The following is a 20,409-nucleotide window of genomic DNA, read 5'->3' as shown; positions in this document are numbered from 1 at the left end:
AATCTATTTTGAACGACTAAACCAATTATCGAATACATAATAAACACACGGAATAACCACCAGCGTTAACAAGGTTGATGTCATCAAGCCACCAATAACAGCGATGGCCATGGGTGCCCGTAATGCCGCACTATCACCAAAGCCAAAAGTAAGAGGCAAGAGTGCCAAAATAGTGGTTAAACTGGTCATTAAAATAGGCCTGACACGCTGCTGTCCTGCCGCCACAATCGCGCTCTTAAGCGCCATTCCGTTTCGCTTGTATTGATTAATGGCATCCACCAGAATAATAGAATCATTAACCGCTATACCCGCCAACATCACAATACCTATGTAGGCCATGATGTTAAACGTATGTCCAAGCAGGAAAAATGCCCAAACAGCCCCAACGCCTGCCAATGGCACAGTCAACAGAATAGTAAATGGGTGCAAAAGCGACTCAAACTGTGAGGCCATTACCATGTAAACCAAAATAATGGATAGTATTAAAGCAAACTGAAGATTTCCAAAGGCATCCTTTCGCTTTTCTTCCTCACCCAGTACTTTAACTGTGGATGTAGCCTCCAATGGTAATTGCTCAATGGCTTGTTCCAACTCCGTAACAAAATGATCAAATGGCCGGTCATCTGTCACATTAGCACTCAGTCGAATCACACGCTTTTGGTTATTTCGCAATACCTCGCGTGGCGCTTTACCTATCGTAATGCTGGCCACCTCGGATAATAATACTTCTTTAGCACCTTCTGATATTTTAATACTGGCCAATTCATCGAGGCGTACATCGGGTGTTTGTAGCGATATATTCGTTAATTCACCTCTCACTTCCATTCGACCGGCATCTTTTTTAGATAGGTAATCGGATAAGTTATTCATGATGCTGGAAACATTGAGGTCAAAAATACCTGCCCTGACCCGATCGATGACCACATTAACTTCAGGGGCACCATCTTCCAGTGAACTCTTCACATTGTATATTTCATGCTGCTGACGAATAAAATCAGTTAGCTGACGTGCTGAAGCCTCCAGGTTATCCTTATTATCATCCTCAATTTCTATTACCAGAGGTGCTTCATCAGTACCTAAAAGGGTTTGCAAAGCCGACTGATCCTGAACAAAACGCATCTCCAATCCTTCGATATCAGCAAATAGATTATTCAATGCACCAATTATTTCACTAAACGACGCATGTACATCCTCATTGAGCACCAGTTTAATAAATCCGGTATTCTCGCCTTGCTCACCTGTTGAAGCAATCTCACTAGCTGTTTCAGGGCCGGCATGTGTATATATCCACTTCAACTGATCGCCAAAAGCTGACATGACCATCTCTTCCATCTGGTTCAAGGTAGCATCAGTCCTGTTAAGTGATGTACCAGCAGGAAAAATGGCCTCAACAGTTACCTCGTTCGATTGTGTTTCGGGCATAAACTCGCTGCCTACCATGGGCATGATTAACACTGTGACAGTCACTAATGCAATGGCACCAAACAATACCGCTGCTCTGCGCTCCAATACTTTTTCTAAAAAGCGTTGATAGGCTTTAAACCCTTTTTCTTTAGGAGCCATTGCAGGCCTTGCTGTCTGTTTTGTTTTAAATACCAATACACTCAACACAGGAATTACCAATAAGGCCACCACCAATGATGACAGCAAGGAAAAGGCCACGGTCCAGGCCTGATCTTTAAATAACTCACCCGATGCACCATGCAGGTAAACAATGGGTAAAAACACAACAATGGTAGTGAGTGTAGAAGCTGTTAAGGCTCCTCCAACTTCTGAAGTCCCAAGCACAGCTGCCTCCTTAACGGATAGGCCTTCTTCCAGTTTACGGACTATATTTTCCACCACCACAATGGCATTATCAACCAACATACCGGCACCAAGCGCCAGACCGCCCAAGGTCATTATATTCAATGTCAAACCATTAAAATACATGAGATTAAACGTGGCTATGATGGATATAGGAATGGCCAGACTGACAATGAGGGTGACACCAAAGCGACGCAGAAAAACAAACAAGATAAATACGGCCAATACAATACCTATCAACGCACTTTCCTGCACCTCACCAATGGCACTTTGAATAAAAGCCCCCTGATTATTAATGACCTGTAGTTTATAACCAGGTAAACGCTGTTGAATACTAACAAAAGCTTCTTCCAGCTTTTCAACGGCCTCAACTGTATTAAAGCGTGTTTCCTTATAAATAGAAATGCCCAGACAGCGCTGTCCATTTAAGCGCACAATACTTTCGGGTTCGCGGTTCTGAAGCATCACTCTGGCTACATCTTTCAGCAAGACCGGTGAAGACTGACTGGCTGAGCCTGCTTGTTGAGCAGTATTATCAGCACTACCTGGCTGGTTCAGTTTTACAACCAGGTTTTCCACATCGTTAAGCGCAGTGAGTGCACTTAAGCCTTTAATAATATATCGTTGTCCCATCTCTTCAATGGAACCACCCGATACATTCTGATTAAAATTATTGATGGTTGTCAACACAGAAGCAGTCGTCAGACCATTGGCATCCAGCAATTGCGGATCAGCCACCACCATCACTTCAGCCTCTTCTTCACCTGAAATACGGATATCAGCAATCCCCTCTATACGAATCAGCTCATTGCGGATGTAGTTTTCAGCCACTTTTCTAAGGGCATTCATATCCTGCACATCATCATTGCTGAAAGCCGCTTTGATTACAGGTGATGCATTAGGATCGAAGCGCGAGATATTTAACTCTTCCACATCTTCATCCTGACTGATTTGGGTCAATGCTTTTTGAAGATCAAGAAATGCCTCATCAATATCTTTTCCCCAGTCATATTCAACAGTTACTACTGCTGAACCAACACGACTGACCGATGACACATTCAGCACACCACTTTGGCGCACCGCAAGGGCTTCAACCTGCTCAACAAAACGCTTTTCTATTTCTTCAGGCGACCGTTCACCGGCTACAATCTCGGCATATATTTTTGGATTTTGTAAATCGGGAAATAGATCTGTACCCAGCCGCGTTAACGAAATACCGCCCAATAAGATGATACCCAAAACTATCATTAGAACGGTAACCGGATAGTTGACAGAAAATCGAGAAATTGCTCTCATATATTTTCAAATTAGAGATTTAGGATTTGCACTTAGGTGATGTTAGTTCCGTAATGCAACTTAAATCCATTGCGTTATTTACTTAACTACTTTCACTTTAGACCGATCTTTAAGCGTCTCAAAACCTTTAACAATAAGCCTTTCATTCACTTTTAATCCTTCCGTCACCTCAATCTCTGTTAATGTTTCAATCCCGGTACGTATATATCGTTTTTCGGCAGCTGAATTTTTGGCAATAAACACCATTTTTCGGTTCCCTTCTGTCAACACCACGTCTTTGGGTATTACCAATGCACTATCGCGCTGTTCAACAACAATCTCGGCCTTAACAAACATTCCAGGTTTTAACAATTCCTGCTTATTAATCACCCTGATACGCCCTTTAAATGTGCGGGCCTCCATATCAATTGCAGGTGATAGCTCTGTAATTCTACCTTTAAGTGTATCATCGGGCAGAGCATAATTCATGATGTTGGCTGGCTGATTAATCTGCACTTGCCCCATCAGGTTTTCGGGCATGCTTAAATCCAACAGCATGGTAGAATAGTTCATCATGCTTAACACTTCCTGCCCGTTTTCGATGCGTATACCTGGCGAGTAATAAGGCAAGTCAGTGATTATACCTGAAAAAGGAGCCCTGATACTCAACTTGGCAATGCTAAGCTCAGCATTTTCATAGGTCTGTTTGGACGTTAGCAAGGTTTTTTCTGAATTGACCAATTCGCGTTTGGTAACACCACCTTTCTCATACAGAGCCTGCTGCTTCTCATATTCCATTTCTGAAATTTCCATATCGAGCTCGGCCCCTTCAATATTGGCGTTGTTACTGTATTCCTTGTCTTCCAACAGAATTATCAACTGGCCTTTATTTACAAAATCACCCATTTTATAAGGTTGACCGGTTTTTGGGTTTTTCTGCAAATAGTAATTAGCTGCCAGCTCTGTTTTTACGGCAATTTCCAGCTCAGGCTTGATAGAACCAGTGGTTATTAAAGTCTGCTCAATTGGCTTTTTCTCCACCTCTTGTACAGAAACGTTTACAGCCACATCAGTATTGAAATTAGTGGCTTCATTCTTACAAGCTGACATTAACAGGCCAGATAGTACCACCAGAAAAACGGCCTTGTACATGTTTGCTACGGGAAAGTATTTAGTTGTTATCATGATTATATTCTTTCAATAGTTAGTAGTTGGTATTACTGAATCATTTCATATTTCATTACATCATCAATGATGCTGCGCTGCTGTTCAAAGTCGTAAAGCGTTTGTAGCTTCATATTCAACAGCTCCAGCTTATAACTTATCAGTTCGGCTGTAAGCGCATTTTTCTTTTGGGTTAACTGGTTTTGAAACAGGTTCAGATCCATACTGGTCAAGTCACCATTGCGATATTTCTCCAGGTTGATTTCGTAGGTTAACTGGGCATTTTCTTCGTTCTTGCGGGCAATATCAATCTGTATCAATGCATTTTTGATACTGCGATCTATTTTACGGATATCCAGTCGGATGGTCTTTTGTTCGTCCTGCAAATTATATTCACTGGTTTGCAGTGATGCTTCGGCTGCCCGCATACGAGCTTTTTTCTCACCCCAGTCAAATAGCGGTATTTCCAGACTAAAGCGGATATCCTCATTATCGTTGGGATTATCATAAATACCTTTTATCTTTTCATTCTCACCAAACAGACCCACCGACACATTCAGGTTACCTTTGAACTCATTGGTGGCATTGGTTTTTATCAGCTCAAACTGCCCGGTTTCAATATCAATCTGTCGTTGACGAATCTCCATGCGGTTGGCCAGCGCAAAATTGGTGGCCATACTTAAATCAATATCCACTGGCAACACAGATACTTCGGCTATCACCATTAGCTCTTCCGAAAGCGGCAAGCCCAACATCTGCTTAAAATTATCTTTGATATTCTCCAACTCAACCTCATTATTCTGAACCGTTGATTGACTGGTCATCATATCTAGTTCGGCCTGTAACATTTCCTCTTTGGCGGTAAGCCCGGCTTCCACCTTGTTACTGATTATCTCAAAACTTTTCTTGCGATTGGCATATTCCTCACGTGATGTGATCATTTCCATCTGCTTTTGATAGATTTGATAAAAGTATTGCGTAATCTGTCTCTCTACATTTAATGCTTCAAGTGCGTAGTTTAGTTTTGCATTTTCATGATCAAACTCCAATTCTTTCAGCGTCATCTTAGTACGATTATAGGTAAAAAGAGGCTGATCGATACTCAGGCGCAGGTTATTGCTAAACCCTTCAAAAGAGTTGGCTGATGAAGTACTGTAGTTATCCCGGTATCCAAAAGTATTTTCCAAAGAAATAGTACCATCGGTCCATATCACTGGCTGCCTCACACTAAATGTTCCGTTACTTTGGGTACTCTCAGAAGTAAACCATTGCTGGTTGAACTCGTCATACTGCCGGTTATTGGAATATATATAAGGATTGAGATTAAGCCGGAAGTTAGAACGTAATGCGGCACGCTGGGCAGTCAGTAATTCACGTGTTCGTTCCAAACCGAGTCTCATCCGCACAATCTGCGGGCTATTTTTTAAGGCCTCGTCAACCGATTGTTGCAGAGTCATCAGGCGTTGCGCATTGCCCGATAGCGAGCTCAGCAACACCAGACATAATGCAATTAAGACTTTTTTCATCTGTTTAAAATTTATCTTCATTTGTCAGATGGAACTCACGATGAATTTTAGTCATGCTCAAGTGTGTAGTTTAGCATACTAAAATTCATATTCGTTTCATGTGACTTTATTATTATTCGTTCTTTAGTTTCTTAGTTGTATTTATTTCATATCCAAACATGGCCGTAATCAACTCTTCATTAATTACTTTCTAACCCACTTTACAGCATCGCCTATTACAAACTCATTACTGGTGTCATCTGATAATAAGACTTGAGCATTGCCTGCTGAAAAATAGTATTCGCCCAGGTATTGCCAGCCATCGTTATTGCTACCAACCGTAATGGTCACTTCATCCTGACCGTCATCGTGCGACACGGTAAACTTGTAATCGGCTTCTCTGTTGTCATTACCCCCTCTTCTTCGACCAAAACGGAAGCCAATGTTAGGCACATAGGCATATACTGCATACGAACCTGGTTGTGGTATTTTTGCATTCCAGCTCACATACCCTTCACCCGAACCTTTGCGCTTATATACACCTGATTTGAGGTATTCTCCAAAGAATTTATCACCAGCTACTGGTTCCCATTTCACAGGTGGATTCCAGAAACGCACCATCCCGTATGTTCCACTATCCTCCTCTTCATTTTGCATACTGGCCCACCAATCTTTAACAGTGCGGCTTTCACCTGTATTTACCAGCGAGAACCCATCATCCTCATTATCTACAATAATTTCGTTGGACAACTGAAAGTTAAGCCCCTTAGTTGTTTCCCTGGCTCCTTCGAAAAAGTCAATGCGTTTATTATTTCTATTCACCTCTCTAATGATGAGTGTTTGATTAGATGGAATATTTTCAGCCAGGAAGGTATTAACACTAACGTCCCTTGGTTCTTCATCCAACAAAAATCCTATCTCATAAGATTTACCGGCTTCAACCAGGTAACTTTGCTCATTATCCTGCTCGGCATCCATTTGGAAGCGACCACGAAAACGTCCTCGTCCACCCCCTTGCATGCCTTCCCTAACGGTAAAAGCAATAATTCCGTCGGCGTCACCTTTATTGGTAACCGTTACTTTTAAAAAGTAGCGAACACGATTGCCGTCCTTTACCTCATTAACATCCACAGAACTGAATAAAAAGGCCGGATTATAGGCCGCATTTAGCCAATTGTCATAGATAGGTTTGAAGTCAACTTTTGTAATATGGTTAATATCTGTCGTAAAATCGCTCACTGATTGATTCTCAAACCTTGTCGACTCAAGTAGTTTATCCAGCTGCTTATCAAAGTTGCTCTGTCCCACATTTACTTTCAGGTTAGAAAACAGCTGATGACCTTTTGATGCAAATACATTCCCAAGGGTATTCACATCCTCTTTGTTAATTAACTCCCTCAGACTGTTCTCACGCAATTTCAGAATAACCTCGTCGTTGCTGGATAGACCGCCCAGATCGCGTCTTCGGCTTGTACTCAAGCGCTGATGCAGGTAGTTCTCAAGCGCTATGGTCAACAATGGATATTCTGACTCGCTAATCCGGTTATTATATGTAAAATACATCGGAAATACCTGGTAACGTCCCCAGTTTTCAACATGACGCTCTCCTTCTTGCCGTCGACCAAAGAAGAAGCGCGATGGACTAATAAAGTTGTCGCCCAAATAGCTTTTTAGTACCTCTATTTGCATTTCCTTATCAGATCGTTCCTCATTTGAAAACTCTGTTCGACGCTTTACTCTGTTCTTAATATTGGCTAAATCGTTCTGCCACACTCCACCACCATTTTCTGGGAACAACACCATCTCAGGCATGATATTTTCTGTAGCCAGGGTCCAGTTCCGCAAATACGAATGCATATTAACAGGCACCTCTACCACTGAAAACCGTTTGTAAGGATAGCTTAGACCAAGTTTACGCTCAAAATCACCTTTGACGTTTTTAATCACATGGGAGATTGTATCATTGAGTTCGGTGAAATACTCTTTATAGAAGGTGTGCTTTTTGTGGTGGTATAGACTAAATTCGATGCTATCAATGGTTGTAGTGTATTTTTCAAAATCGCCAATAATGACACTATATGCATTTAATGGTTGCTCAGAACGAAAGCGATATTGACCATTCGACAGGCTGTCGCACATCCCTTGAGACACTACCGTGAGCATAGGCTTAGTACTCACCTCCAGTTCCATATTGGTAAACGGATAGCTGGTCCAGTACTGTTTATCAGCCACTACCGGATACCAGTTTGATTCGCGTGTAAGCAACACATAATCCGACTGAACAAAACTATATTGCTTACCTGCCAGCAAGGGATCCTTTCGATTGTCCGCCGCTTTCACTTCCTCACTTATATCTGCATATACCGCATCATCAGTTGTTGTTCCCGAATATTCTAATGCTAAACGGATGGTATCATCTGACAATGGCGGCAATTGTATAGTTATCAGATGAGCTTCCTGCTTATAGTCAAGCTTTTGACCATTTAAATGACAAGTAGTCACTTTCAATCCCGGATTAAGAGCCAATATCACTTCTGTATCAGTGCTATTCGCTAAACTCAGGTCCAATTGAGCTTTGCACGCTATTGTTTCCCCTTTATGGTTCAATTGCAGGTGATATTCATCTATTTGATAGTGTGCTTTTTTCAATCCTTTATTTAAGGTTTGAACATGACTCAAGAGCTTATTGGCCTGGTAGGAATTATTGATAACCTGCCAGGCGCTTCCAGTACTTATTACTAAAAACACAAATATACCACTCAGCAGAAATGGTTTATTAAATCGTTGTTGTTCAAGGCGTGGCAAACGCCATACGGTTGACATTATTAAAACAACACCCATACATAAATACATAGCGCGCTGGGCGAACGTTATAGAAAGGTTCGGAAATCCCGTAAAATCGGAGCGCATAAACGGCGTGTAGAAGCCCAATACATCGAACAAACCGTAGTACTTATTGCGCAAATAGAACAAGGATAGCGCCAGAAAACCTAGTAACAAAACAAAGGTAACAGCCTGGTTGCGTATCAGCGTCATGGTAAAAAAGGACAGGCCAAGAATAAAAATCAATGTTGGCAATGCCACCAATAGCGGGTAAATGAAATAGGATGACAATGGTATGCTCACTTCATTGGCAATAAGTGTAAATAAGAAGCTACTTAACATGACCAGGAAATTGAGCAACAGAAACACCTTTAATACACCAATGGTTTTGCCCAATACATAATCTGAGTTTGACATACTGCGCACATAAAAAGCCTCTGTGGTATCCAGCTTTTTATCCCTTCCCAGGAAATCGGCCGATAAAAAAACAGCAATAACGGCCTGTGCAATATTCAGCAGCCACATGTTAAAGTATGGTGCGCCCGAAGGCAATAAACGCCCGGGCCAGCCACCATCAGCTATACCTGTTAAACCAAAAAGGTTAAACATGATAATGAATCCCAGAATAATCAATGCAAATATGCGAAAGAACCAGCTCCTGAAGAGTGTTTTGGACTCAAAGCGAGCCACTGTTTTAATATTAAATAAGGACATCATTGGTACTGGAATTTTTCATTAGCAACATATTCCATAAAATACACGTAGGCATGCTCTAGATTGGGTTCAATGAGTGTGGTTTCCCAACCATTCACTTCATCTGCCACAAACTCGATTTCATAGCCTCCGGCACCTGGCACCGAAGTAATAACCGGGTATTGCTCACTTATCAGCTTCATCTGCTCAAAGGAAACACTGGTTTTAAAAACATGACCTGATGACTGTTTCACAAATGCTTCAGGTGAGCCTTGGAAATGCACTTCTCCCCGGTTAAGTAAAGCCATTTGCCGGCAAGTAGAAGAGATATCTCCCACGATATGAGTGGATAATATGATGATAACCTCCTTTTGACTTAGATTAGACAAAATGTTCCGGAAACGGATGCGCTCTTCCGGATCCAGACCCGTAGTAGGCTCATCCACAATAATTATTTTGGGATCACCAATTAAAGCCTGAGCGATACCTAATCGTCGCTTCATCCCACCAGATAGCTTATTGGCATAACGGTTTCGTACATCAAATAAGCCTACTTGCTCCAATAGCTCATCAACAGCAGCCAAGCGCTCCTTTTTCTTTTTTATACCCGCCAATGAAGCAGCATAATCAAGGAACTCCCAAGTACGTAACTTTGAGAAAAAGCGGAAATCCTGTGGCAGATAACCCAGATATGATCGCACCTCGGCACGATTCTTTGATAATGGCATACCATTAACAAATACCTCTCCATGCGTTGGTTTCAGCAGTGTCACCAATATTCGCATGAGGGTTGATTTACCTGCTCCATTTGGCCCTAATAAGCCAAACATCCCAGATTCAATATCCAGATTTACCTTATTAAGTGCCCGAAAGTCATTTTTATATACCTGACTAAGGTCTTGTATTTGAATATTCAAAACTATTGAGTTTAGGTTAACTGCCTTATTAACTAAAATTATACCATCACTACTAGTATCTTATCTTTAAGTCAGTTATGCATAACCAGCCTGTCCAATAATGTCCGCTTACGTTACATTTTGTACGTAATCGTACACCCTCAACTGCTTTCTTACGGTTTTGACTAAAGATACGAACTAACATTAACAAATGCGTGCGATAACGTACATCCCTGAATAATGGGGTCATTTCGCAGCATCATTTAATCAGACGCTATAAAAAAACTAACCCTGCGAAAAAAAGCGATTCTTTTTTACTACTGAAACATTGGCAATTAGCCAAGCAGCACAGCATTCAGGACAATTAATCTCGCAAAAACATGTTGTTTTATTTGATTAGAAGAGTGGAATAACTATCTTTGCATCGCTTTTGAGAAAAAGCACTAAGGATGGTCCCGTAGCTCAGCTGGATAGAGCAACAGCCTTCTAAGCTGTGGGTCGTGGGTTCGAATCCCGCCGGGATCACTTTTAAGATATTCAAAAACAGTAAAAAGCGCTTAAAATCAATATTTTAAGCGCTTTTTGTTTTTATCTAAATGTCAAAAAATAGCATAAAATAAGGTATCAATCGAGACTAAATCGAGACCCATTCCAAAACCGACAAAATAGGTCTCGACATATTGTAACATTCTGATATTTTGAAATTTAAATTGGTGTGTTTTGATACTCTTTAGGTTTTGAAATAGTAATTCACCTACATAACTTAGAGACCATCAGGACACAGAATCTTTAACTTTTAAAACTGTGTGTTATGAGAATTACGACAAACTTCCTTTTTAAGGCATCCAAACAAAAGAAAGATGGCTCTCACCCATTGTATATAAGAGCCACCTTATCAGGTCAAAGAATTGAACTTTCAACAGGCATTTTTATTAAGGCTGAATTTTGGGATAAAGATGGACAGCTTGTAATTAGTAAACATCCCGATGCGAGATTATTGAATAAGCAGCTCAATAGAATAACCTCAAAAATTCATGAGGTATATTATAAGCTAGAAGCTCTCGGCGATGATTATGACATTTCTACTATAAAAGAGCATCTAATTGGTGCTAGTTATTACTATCTATTAGATGTATTTAAGTTGGTTATACAAACAATTGAAAAGAAAGTTGGTTTTGGCTATGCAAACGGTACATATAAACACTATAAAACGACCTTAAAAAGACTACAATTGTTTCTCAAAGAAACCAAGTATAAAGATGACATCCCTTTGCACAAAATTGACTACAATTTTTTGAACGCTTTTGATACATACCTAAAAGTTAAGCATCACGTAAGCGATCATTCTGTTAGCAAATACCACAAGCAATTACGAAAAATCTTAAACGATGCAGTGGCTATGAATCAATTGGATAAGAATCCCTATTCAAACTTTAAAATTAAATATTATAAAGGCAAACGAGACTATCTTTCCCTACAAGAGATTAATACCTTAGAAACAAAAACATTTGATATTGAGCGCGTTAGTGTCGTCCGAGATATTTTTATATTCGCTTGTTACACTGGGCTTTCATATTCTGATATTGCGAGCTTGTCAAAGAACAACCTAATTTCAGGTGATGATGGTGAATTATGGATAGTTGTTGACAGAATTAAAACAGGTACACGTTGTCGCATCCCAATACTGCCAAAAGCTAAAGCTATTATAGATAAATATCAAAATCATCCAGTAAGCAATCAGAAAGGTAAATTATTGCCAATCAACTCTAATCAAAAGATGAATTCATATCTAAAAGAAATTGCTGATATCTGCCAAATAAAGAAACAATTAACTATGCATGTGGCTCGACATACATTTGCTACTTCGATTACGTTAGCCAATGGAGTACCTATTGAAACCGTAAGTAAGATGTTAGGTCACACCTCATTAAAAACTACTCAGATATATGGGAAAATTATTGATTCTAAAATCAGTCAGGATATGAAAAAACTGAGAACACTGCTTTAAAAATTGATTGGATTTTCACCTCGTTATTAGGGTAACAAATGGTGAGGTTTTTCATTGACTCTCGTAGAGCAAGCATTTCGTTTTTAGGTACCTAAAAGCACATCTTGCATCCACTTCGTAAGAGTTTAATTTAACCATTGTATTAGCACAGTTTCAATGTCTGAAATAAAACTTAAATCGAACTCGACTAAGCTTCGTAATAACTTTTTTTCTGATATAAATTGAGGCTTTTGATATCGCGTAAGCCACCTATTAAACAGGGTTGGTGTCATTTGCAAAAGGAAGCGACTGGCAGCGTAATACAATGGATGGGCATGCCCTCTAAAGGTGGAAAACTTGGCTGTATTTCCACAAATCGTCAAAGAATAATCAAATGGCTTATAGACAATAGGAAATACAGCTGTATTTTACCCGTGTGCTTAGGACATCATGCTCATCCATTGAGCAATCAGGCGTCGCTTTTGCTAATCACACCGCCCGTCATACCTTTGCGATTGCGATATCAAAGGCTATGGCTTAAAAACTTTATTAGGCCTCAGCCACCTAATCCGTCTTTCTGTTGAATTGGCAAGAACAGCTTGGCTATTTAGAATGAACGGTAGTGGTGCGCTCCATCTAAAACCAAGCATTTAAATGTTTAAGACCTTAGCTTTAAAACGCCATGAAAATTATCTCAATAGCAATAGATGTTCAAAACTTACTTAGATACAAATTTTAAAAGCAACGAAATTCATCGCTCCTTCGAATCCTTGAGAACTAACAGGCTAATCCAACGGCTCTAAACGCAAATAAAAGTTTCCACCATCCACATTTGTAAAGTATTTTTTCATTGGGATTGGTCCACAACTTCCATTACCGAGTGCTCCGTGTTCAAAATCGATATTTAAAATAGTAAACGGATTACTTTTAAGCTCGTATGGATGTGAAGCATCATCTAACTCTTTTGTCGTATACCTGCGCATTGAAAAATTAAATGGCATTTTTGATTTGACTGCTAATCCTTCAGAAGTTTTGGTTTTGGCTTCAACCCACCTTATACCTGATTTATTACCATTTTCCTGCGGACGAGCGTAATTAACAAAGTGCTCATCTACATTGGCTGAATAAATACCCAACTGCATTCCGGCATTTCGGTCCTTATATGAGCTGCCAGGCCCTTTTCCATACCACGTACTTTCGGTGATATTGGCAGGTAATTTTACCTCATAGCCAATACGAGGTAAAGTAAAAGGCTTAATCTCACCAAAATAGTCTACTTCAAGATTGATATCAACTGTTCCATTAGAATACACAGTTATCTTTTCAATAGTGTGAAATCCACTATGATTATTCTTCGCCTTGTGCCTTTTGGCTACCTCAATCAAAACCATAGTTTTGGTATGTCTCACATCACATGATATGACTTCAGTTTTAAGATTCAGGAGATCAATGGCATCCCACTGCGAACGCATTTTGTTAATCTTATCATTATCAATGTATGCCCGTGCGAATGAGATGGCACAAGCTCCATCAATTATAACATTCTTATTTTTAGTTAACTGAATAATTTCTCCTTTCGCTTTATCAAAGACCAATTGACCATCCTGAAAGAAAATATCAATATAATGCTCATTGCGCTTCTTCAGCTTGAGCTTTTGACTGAGCTGAGGTACAGGTAAGTTCAATTTTGCTGGCTGAATAACGAACTCTTCCCAAGCTACCAGATGCCCGGCATTAGCCCATAGTGAGTTATTTTTAGTAAAGGCTTTAACCTGTAGTACGTATTCAGCATCAGCATCTTCGATATTATTCCAATTGTGCATCTTAAACACCCCCTTTTCTAAACCAGCCAAATTCACATCCATGTTTCCATTATTCACGGGATAACCATTCCTTAATAACTGCCATTCAAAGGAAAAATTTGATAAGTCCGTCACATGAAATTTATTACATAGTTCCAGGAAGCCTTTTTTACTGTCTAATAATTTGAATGCAATGTTCTGATATGCCTTTTTTACTTCTATTGTTTTAGGAGTAGGCGTTAGATCTGACATCATAATGCCATTCATACAGAAGTTACCATCATTAGGTGTATCGCCAAAATCGCCTCCATAAGCCCAATAGTAGTCGCTTTCTGCTTGCAAACAGGCCTTGTGCGCTTCCTCCACATCTTTGATTTGATTACCATAAGTACCATCAATATGTTTTGTTATGCCCTGATCTGCCCAATCCCAAATGCATCCACCGATTATATGGGGATACTTTTCAAATACATCAATATATTCTGGCAAATTGCCAACACTATTGCCCATTGCATGGGCATACTCATTCAGTAAAAATGGCTTATCCAATTCCATTTCACCAATACGAATCATATCCTCAACAGACTGATAGCGACCAAAGCTATGTTTCTTACCTCCTTTCCAGATGCCTCCTCCATAGGTGTCATAAGAAATAGGTTCTTCACTCGAATGGTAATGAGTTGGACGTGATATATCTATTTCTTTGGTACGTTTTTGCATGGCTACCATGTTAACACCATTACCGGCCTCATTACCAAAAGACCACATAATTACGCACGGGTGATTTTTATCGCGATGCACCATGGCTTCCATACGCTCAACATGAGCTTTTTCCCAATTAGCATGTTTAGCCGGCGAATTGGCTCCATATTTCATCCCATGTGATTCTACGTTAGCTTCATCAATCACCAATATACCATACTCATCGCAAAGTTTATAAAAATATGGTGAAGCCGGATAATGTGCCGTACGAACGGTGTTTATATTATTTTGCTTTAGAAGCTTAACGGTTTTTTCGATGCGTTCCTTAGGAATATACTTGCCGTAAACAGGATCATGTTCAACAATATTTACTCCTTTTATGATTAGTGGCTTTCCATTGAGTAACAGTTCATTTTTATCCGAGAAATCTATTTGACGGAAACCTACCTCTGTAGAGATCCGATCAATTTCCAGATTATTCTTTTTCAGCTGTAAATGCAGTGTATACAGATAAGGTGACTCATGCGACCATTGGCTTACATGCTTAATTGTTTCCTGAATTGATACATTCCACTTATTATTGTTTAAGCCTACTGATCGATCAGCATCTATCAGAACATTTCCTGCGGCATCCTTAAGTACATAACTAAGTGTATAACTCTTCAAGTTTTCCTTGTCTCTGTTCGCTACTTCTACCTGAATATCAATTGCAGTTTCACCATTTTCAAGTTGTGGTGTAGTAACAAAATAATCATACAGATGGACCTTTGGCTTTGTTATCAGGTAGACATCTCTGAAGATACCAGACATACGCCACCCATCCTGATCCTCCAGGTAACTGCCGTCGCACCAACGAAACACTTGCATGCGGATGGTGTTATTACCTTCCTTCAGATAGGAGGTAATATCAAATTCAGCTGGAGACCAGCTATCCTGGCTGTAACCAACTTTCTGATCATTAACCCACAGATAAAAAGCCGAAGACACACTCTCAAAACGGATGGTGTAAACCTTATTTTCATTAAATTGCTTAATGGCAATCTCACGTTGGTAAATTCCCACCGGATTTCCGTTCGCACCACTGATATACGGTGGATTTGCATCAAAAGGATAGGTAATATTGGTATAAATCGGCTTGCCATATCCTTGCATCTGCCAGGCTCCAGGAACTTCAATTGAATTCCATTTATCGGGAATCGCATTGCTCGGTACTTGCGAAACATCACTATACCATGCAAAATCCCATTGTCCGTTTAAGGATTCTACATCATCTGATGTTGCGTCGTAAAACAAAGAAGCTCGCGGAGCCATTTTATTTATTTGGGTAATCTGTTCATTTTCCCAATCGTTCTGTGCGCTTACTGCACAGCAACTCATACAAAACGAAACTATTATAAGATAGACCTTATTCATTGTAGTTTTTCTATTCTTATTAAGGCTGTTAATGATTCTGTCTTCATTTTACTTTACGACAACTACGGTAATTACAGAGTTTAATCCTTCTGAAGTGGCTTTAATTTTTATGACACCTCTCTGACCTGATTCACTTTTAATAACAAGCATACATAAACCATTAAACGCTTTGCGATAATCAGCCTGAAACGGTTCTGTCGTGGCAGCATTTCCATTTCCTACCGCAGCAATACTTGCTGGACCTTCCACATCAAATTTAACCATATTATCAGCTAAAGAGCATAAATTACCATTCTCATCTTCTATTCGCACTGTGACAAAAGACAAATCATAACCATCTGCACTAATTACTTCTCTATCTGGCAAGAGCCTTATTTGATACGGTTTTCCAGCAGTAACAATCGTTTTTTCAGCTACTGCTTTCCCATTAATGTATGCCACAACTTTTAGTTCGCCCGGCTCATAGGCAACATTCCAATTCAAACGGTAAGGCGAATCCCATGTTGTTTCCGGCTTTTTCCACCACACGAAATCCGCAGGGATGGTTGTTTTATCCTCTCCCATCACTTTTTTACCAAGTGACTTACCATTTAAAAACAGTTCAGCTTCATCACAATTGGTATAACAGTACACCGGTATTGTTTTGTGAGGTGAACCTTCCCAGTTCCAGTGTGGCAGAATATGCACCATTGGTTTCTCAGTCCAGATACTTTGGTAGTAATAGTAGCGATCCTTTGGAAAGCCACATAGGTCAACAATACCAAAGTAAGAACTGCGCGATGGCCAATCTCCAGTCCATTTGCCGTGTGTCATATTGTCTTTGCCATTATATGGAGTTGGCTCGCCCAGGTAATCAAATCCTGTCCATACAAATTCCCCCAATGAGTTTGACATCGTTTCCTGAGCATAAGTCTCAAAATCTGGCGGGTATGCCCACGGCGGACTTACAATATCGTAGCTGGTTACCTGCAGTGATTCATGCTTTTCATAGGCTTCATTTGGCAAATGGTAAACACCTCTCGAACTCACTACAGAGGAAGTCTCAGAGCCATACACAATATAGTCCGGGTTATACTGGAGGATATTCGTATACTGAGTGGGCTTATAATTTAAGCCAACCACATCAACAGCATCGGCCAATCCGTTTGAAATGCATTGCGGATACTGACTAAGACCTGCGGTCACAGGACGCGTAGGATCTTCATCATGACAGATATCAACCAGATGTTTAGCCAATTTTCCGCCGTTCTTTTTTCGCTGCTCCTTTATCTCGTTTCCAATGCTCCACATCACTACTGAAGGATGGTTACGATCGCGTTTAATCATATCTCGTAAGTCTCTTTCATGCCATTCATCCCAGTGTTTATTATATCCATTCTCTACTTTTGCCAGCTTCCATTCATCAAAAGCTTCTACCTGCACTAAAACCCCCATCTTATCACACAACTCCAATTGTTCAGGAGATGGGGGGTTATGGGCAGTGCGAATAGCATTGACGCCTATCTCTTTCATAATCTCCAACTGACGTTCTGTGGCCCTGTAGTTAACCGCTGCTCCCAAAGGGCCCAAATCGTGATGCAGGCAAACACCTTTAAAGCGTACTTGCTTACCATTTAACAAGAAGCCTTTATCTTTTTTGAAGGCAATTGTCCGAATTCCGAACGAGTTATTGTAATTATCAATGCATTCGCCGTCCTTCATCAATTGAAATTGTGCCTTATACAAATAGGGATTACTCAAATCCCACAGGATTGGCTTCTTAACAGATAGTGTTTGCTCAACTGTAGTTTTCTTCCCCTCTTTGAATAAGACCATACTTTTTGCATAAGCCACCTTATTTCCTAAAGTATCCACCAAAAAGGTTTCCAACGCAAAATCGCCTTTCTGCATCTGGCAATTCTCAATGGTTGTTTCAATTAGAACAATGGCTTCCTCCCCATCAACTACAGGAGTCGTTATATATGTTCCCCAATGCGCGATATGCACCGGATGTTTTATCTCGAGCCAAGTATTCCGGTAGATGCCAGCTCCTGGATACCAGCGTGCCGATAACTCTTCTGGATTAACACGCACTGACAATATATTTTCTTCTCCGAACTTGATGTGGGGTGTCAAATCGACTTCAAATCCAATATATCCAAATGGCCGTTCGCCAACTTTGTTTCCATTTAAATACACTTCTGCATTGTTCATAACGCCATCAAATTCGATGGTTATACAGTTACCTTGCTCCGCTTTGTCTACAATGAAATGCTTGCGATACCAAGCAGTTCCGTATACGGGTAATCCCCCGGTACGTGCATCATTTGACTCATCAAAAGGCCCTTCTATGGCCCAATCATGAGGTAAACTCAGCTTTCGCCAATCGGCATCATTAAATTTACACTGATGCTCCTGACCTGTTTCGCCTTTGCAAAACAACCAATCTTCATTAAACGATTCTCTCGAACGAACCTGAGGTGATGAGCACGAATGGAATATGGTGATCAGCAAACATATTATGAATAAACTTATATAACGCATGTTTATTATCTTTTTACAACGATTTTAGTTAGGGAGTTTTTAGGCAAATGTAGAATCAAACGATCGTCTTCCACTTTGACATCGATTCCTGCCAGATGACTTTCTGACATCATCGTATCTACAAAAGATATCGCATTGACTGTTCCTATCTCATAGCCCTTTATTTTAATCCCTGTCGACAGCGATTCCCCTGAATCCTTTTTGTTCAGTACATAAATGATCAATTGGTCATTGACATCATCACGAATTGCGATGTCATAAACATCACTGATCATTGAACGGCATTCAACCTGTTCCGTTCCCATGGCATCGGCAAACAATTCAAACATGGTAACTGAAGGATTCTGACTATAATCATCAGTTGGGTCAAGCAAATATCGATTCACAGTATTTGTTCCTTGTTCTGCAAGTGGCCAGTATGCACCCCAAAAGCAAGCCATGTGCATACCTGCATCTATGTATTGCGAAAACATTTCTGATTGCATTAACGCGGATTCAAATTTAGATGGATGTGAGGCTTCGGATGCTGAAGGACCAATATTCCATTCATTACTTGCCAGCTTGATGTGAGGATATCCCAATGAGTTCATTAATGGTTTAAATGCCATTATTTCATCAGCATAAGAACCACCATTATACCATTTGTTTTTAGTACTCATAGGGCTGTTATCTTTCCATAGATTAAAACTTGATTCACCCCATTGCCAGTACCAGTGAACTTCTACTATATCGATATGTATGCCGGCTGCTTCAACTAAAGTAATCAGCGAATTATTCTCACTTGTAATATTATGTTTCCAGTTTACTATAATTTCAATATCCGGATTTATTGCTTTCATTGCAGGCACATACAAATTGATCTGTTCGGCATATTCTGCGGCCGTCATCTTATAGTTGGCTCCATCATGATAAGGTTCATTATCCAGATACCAGTACCTGACAGCATAGCCATGTTCTTCACAATACTTTACTAAAGCCACAGCTTCATCAATTCCATCCTGCACACGGTCATATTTCAAACCTGATCCCATATTGATTCCGAGCATTGGTTCTGCATCAATTGCCTGCACATTCATCATGTACTCATCAACATCCATATACTCGCGCGGATCCTTATCATTGGCGGTATCGTAGTTTGGATTCCAGTTATCTTTCCATCCTTCTCCGTTTAAGTTATTCCAGTGATAACGGTTAACCAGGGCCCCACCAGGATAACGTAGGATTCCGGTATTAAAACGCTTTAACATGCTTGGCATCAGACCTTGTCCATTCTGCCACATCTCATCCTTCTCAAATGAATAGATCGTTCCAAATCCCATGAGGAGTGGGCTGACTCTTCCTTTTGGTGAATTGGCATCCACCAGAATATCGTAAATCGTTTCTGTTGAGTCAGGTGGTAAGCTCACATTATTATTACCTTCCCTACAAGCCACAAAAGCTAATATGAGTATCAACATGACACGAATGTAGATGAAAGAATATTTCTTATTATCATTCATAATAACAATTTAGACGGTTATAAATACACCTTGAATAAGATGCGCAGCAAAAAAATCATGCCTCCGATTAGCAGGATGACAATCAATGCCTCAATCCAATGTTTATTCACTAAGGTCTTCTTCATTTTTTTTCAATTCTGTAGAAACAAACATACAGACTTGCTATTGTTTAGCTTTTCATATAAAGGTCTATTAATAACACATAGGCATCATGCTATATATGTGTTACATCTTGTCGTATTTGTGTTACTTAATTGCGTTATGCGCTAATTATATGTAACATACAAAACACCCACCTTCTGATAGTTAGTTATTTTTAAA

General features: G+C 40.0%; 9 protein-coding genes and 1 tRNA gene. 2 read left to right on the top strand and 8 right to left on the bottom strand.

The genetic code is table 11. The annotated features are described in order from the left end of the window. Positions 1–3: 3 nt before the first annotated feature. The 5 genes from KEM09_RS07935 to KEM09_RS07915 form a co-directional block, all read right to left on the bottom strand. Positions 4–3,102 (bottom strand): efflux RND transporter permease subunit, encoded by a 3,099-nt coding sequence (locus tag KEM09_RS07935; RefSeq protein ID WP_212227415.1) that lies wholly within the window; start codon positions 3,100–3,102, stop codon positions 4–6. Between the two features lie 78 nt (positions 3,103–3,180). Next, positions 3,181–4,266 carry an efflux RND transporter periplasmic adaptor subunit gene (locus KEM09_RS07930; RefSeq protein WP_212227414.1) on the bottom strand — a complete coding sequence of 362 codons (1,086 nt, stop codon included), beginning with the start codon at positions 4,264–4,266 and terminating at the stop codon, positions 3,181–3,183. Positions 4,267–4,298: 32 nt separating this feature from the next. Then, positions 4,299–5,771, bottom strand: a complete 1,473-nt coding sequence (locus KEM09_RS07925; protein WP_244824910.1) for a TolC family protein — start codon at positions 5,769–5,771, stop codon at positions 4,299–4,301. Between the two features lie 183 nt (positions 5,772–5,954). After that, positions 5,955–9,290, bottom strand: coding sequence for a golvesin C-terminal-like domain-containing protein (locus tag KEM09_RS07920; protein WP_212227412.1), 3,336 nt, complete (start codon positions 9,288–9,290; stop codon positions 5,955–5,957). Further along, positions 9,287–10,183 carry an ABC transporter ATP-binding protein gene (locus tag KEM09_RS07915; protein ID WP_212227410.1) on the bottom strand — a complete coding sequence of 299 codons (897 nt, stop codon included), beginning with the start codon at positions 10,181–10,183 and terminating at the stop codon, positions 9,287–9,289. Before KEM09_RS07915 ends, KEM09_RS07920 begins: the two co-directional genes overlap by 4 nt. A gap of 430 nt (positions 10,184–10,613) precedes the next feature. Between KEM09_RS07915 and KEM09_RS07910 the strand changes: the two genes are divergently transcribed. Both KEM09_RS07910 and KEM09_RS07905 read left to right on the top strand, forming a co-directional pair. Then, positions 10,614–10,687: transfer RNA gene (locus KEM09_RS07910), tRNA-Arg, on the top strand. A 286-nt stretch (positions 10,688–10,973) separates the two neighbouring features. Continuing rightward, positions 10,974–12,170 (top strand): site-specific integrase, encoded by a 1,197-nt coding sequence (locus KEM09_RS07905; RefSeq protein WP_212227408.1) that lies wholly within the window; start codon positions 10,974–10,976, stop codon positions 12,168–12,170. Positions 12,171–12,934: 764 nt separating this feature from the next. Here KEM09_RS07905 and KEM09_RS07900 read toward each other — a convergent pair. The 3 genes from KEM09_RS07900 to KEM09_RS07890 all read right to left on the bottom strand — a co-directional run bounded on the left by KEM09_RS07900 (position 12,935) and on the right by KEM09_RS07890 (position 20,088). Further along, positions 12,935–16,030: a glycoside hydrolase family 2 TIM barrel-domain containing protein gene (locus tag KEM09_RS07900; RefSeq protein WP_212227406.1), complete on the bottom strand. Its 3,096-nt coding sequence runs from the start codon at positions 16,028–16,030 to the stop codon at positions 12,935–12,937. Between the two features lie 84 nt (positions 16,031–16,114). Then, complete coding sequence (galB, locus tag KEM09_RS07895; RefSeq protein WP_212227404.1) at positions 16,115–18,589, bottom strand: beta-galactosidase GalB; 2,475 nt, start codon at positions 18,587–18,589, stop codon at positions 16,115–16,117. Between the two features lie 5 nt (positions 18,590–18,594). Next, positions 18,595–20,088 (bottom strand): hypothetical protein, encoded by a 1,494-nt coding sequence (locus KEM09_RS07890; protein WP_212227402.1) that lies wholly within the window; start codon positions 20,086–20,088, stop codon positions 18,595–18,597. Positions 20,089–20,409 lie beyond the last annotated feature (321 nt).

Origin of the sequence: Carboxylicivirga mesophila, assembly GCF_018271975.1 — a bacterium.
Classification (GTDB): domain Bacteria; phylum Bacteroidota; class Bacteroidia; order Bacteroidales; family Marinilabiliaceae; genus Carboxylicivirga; species Carboxylicivirga mesophila.
This window is presented reverse-complemented; position numbering and strand designations above follow the sequence as displayed.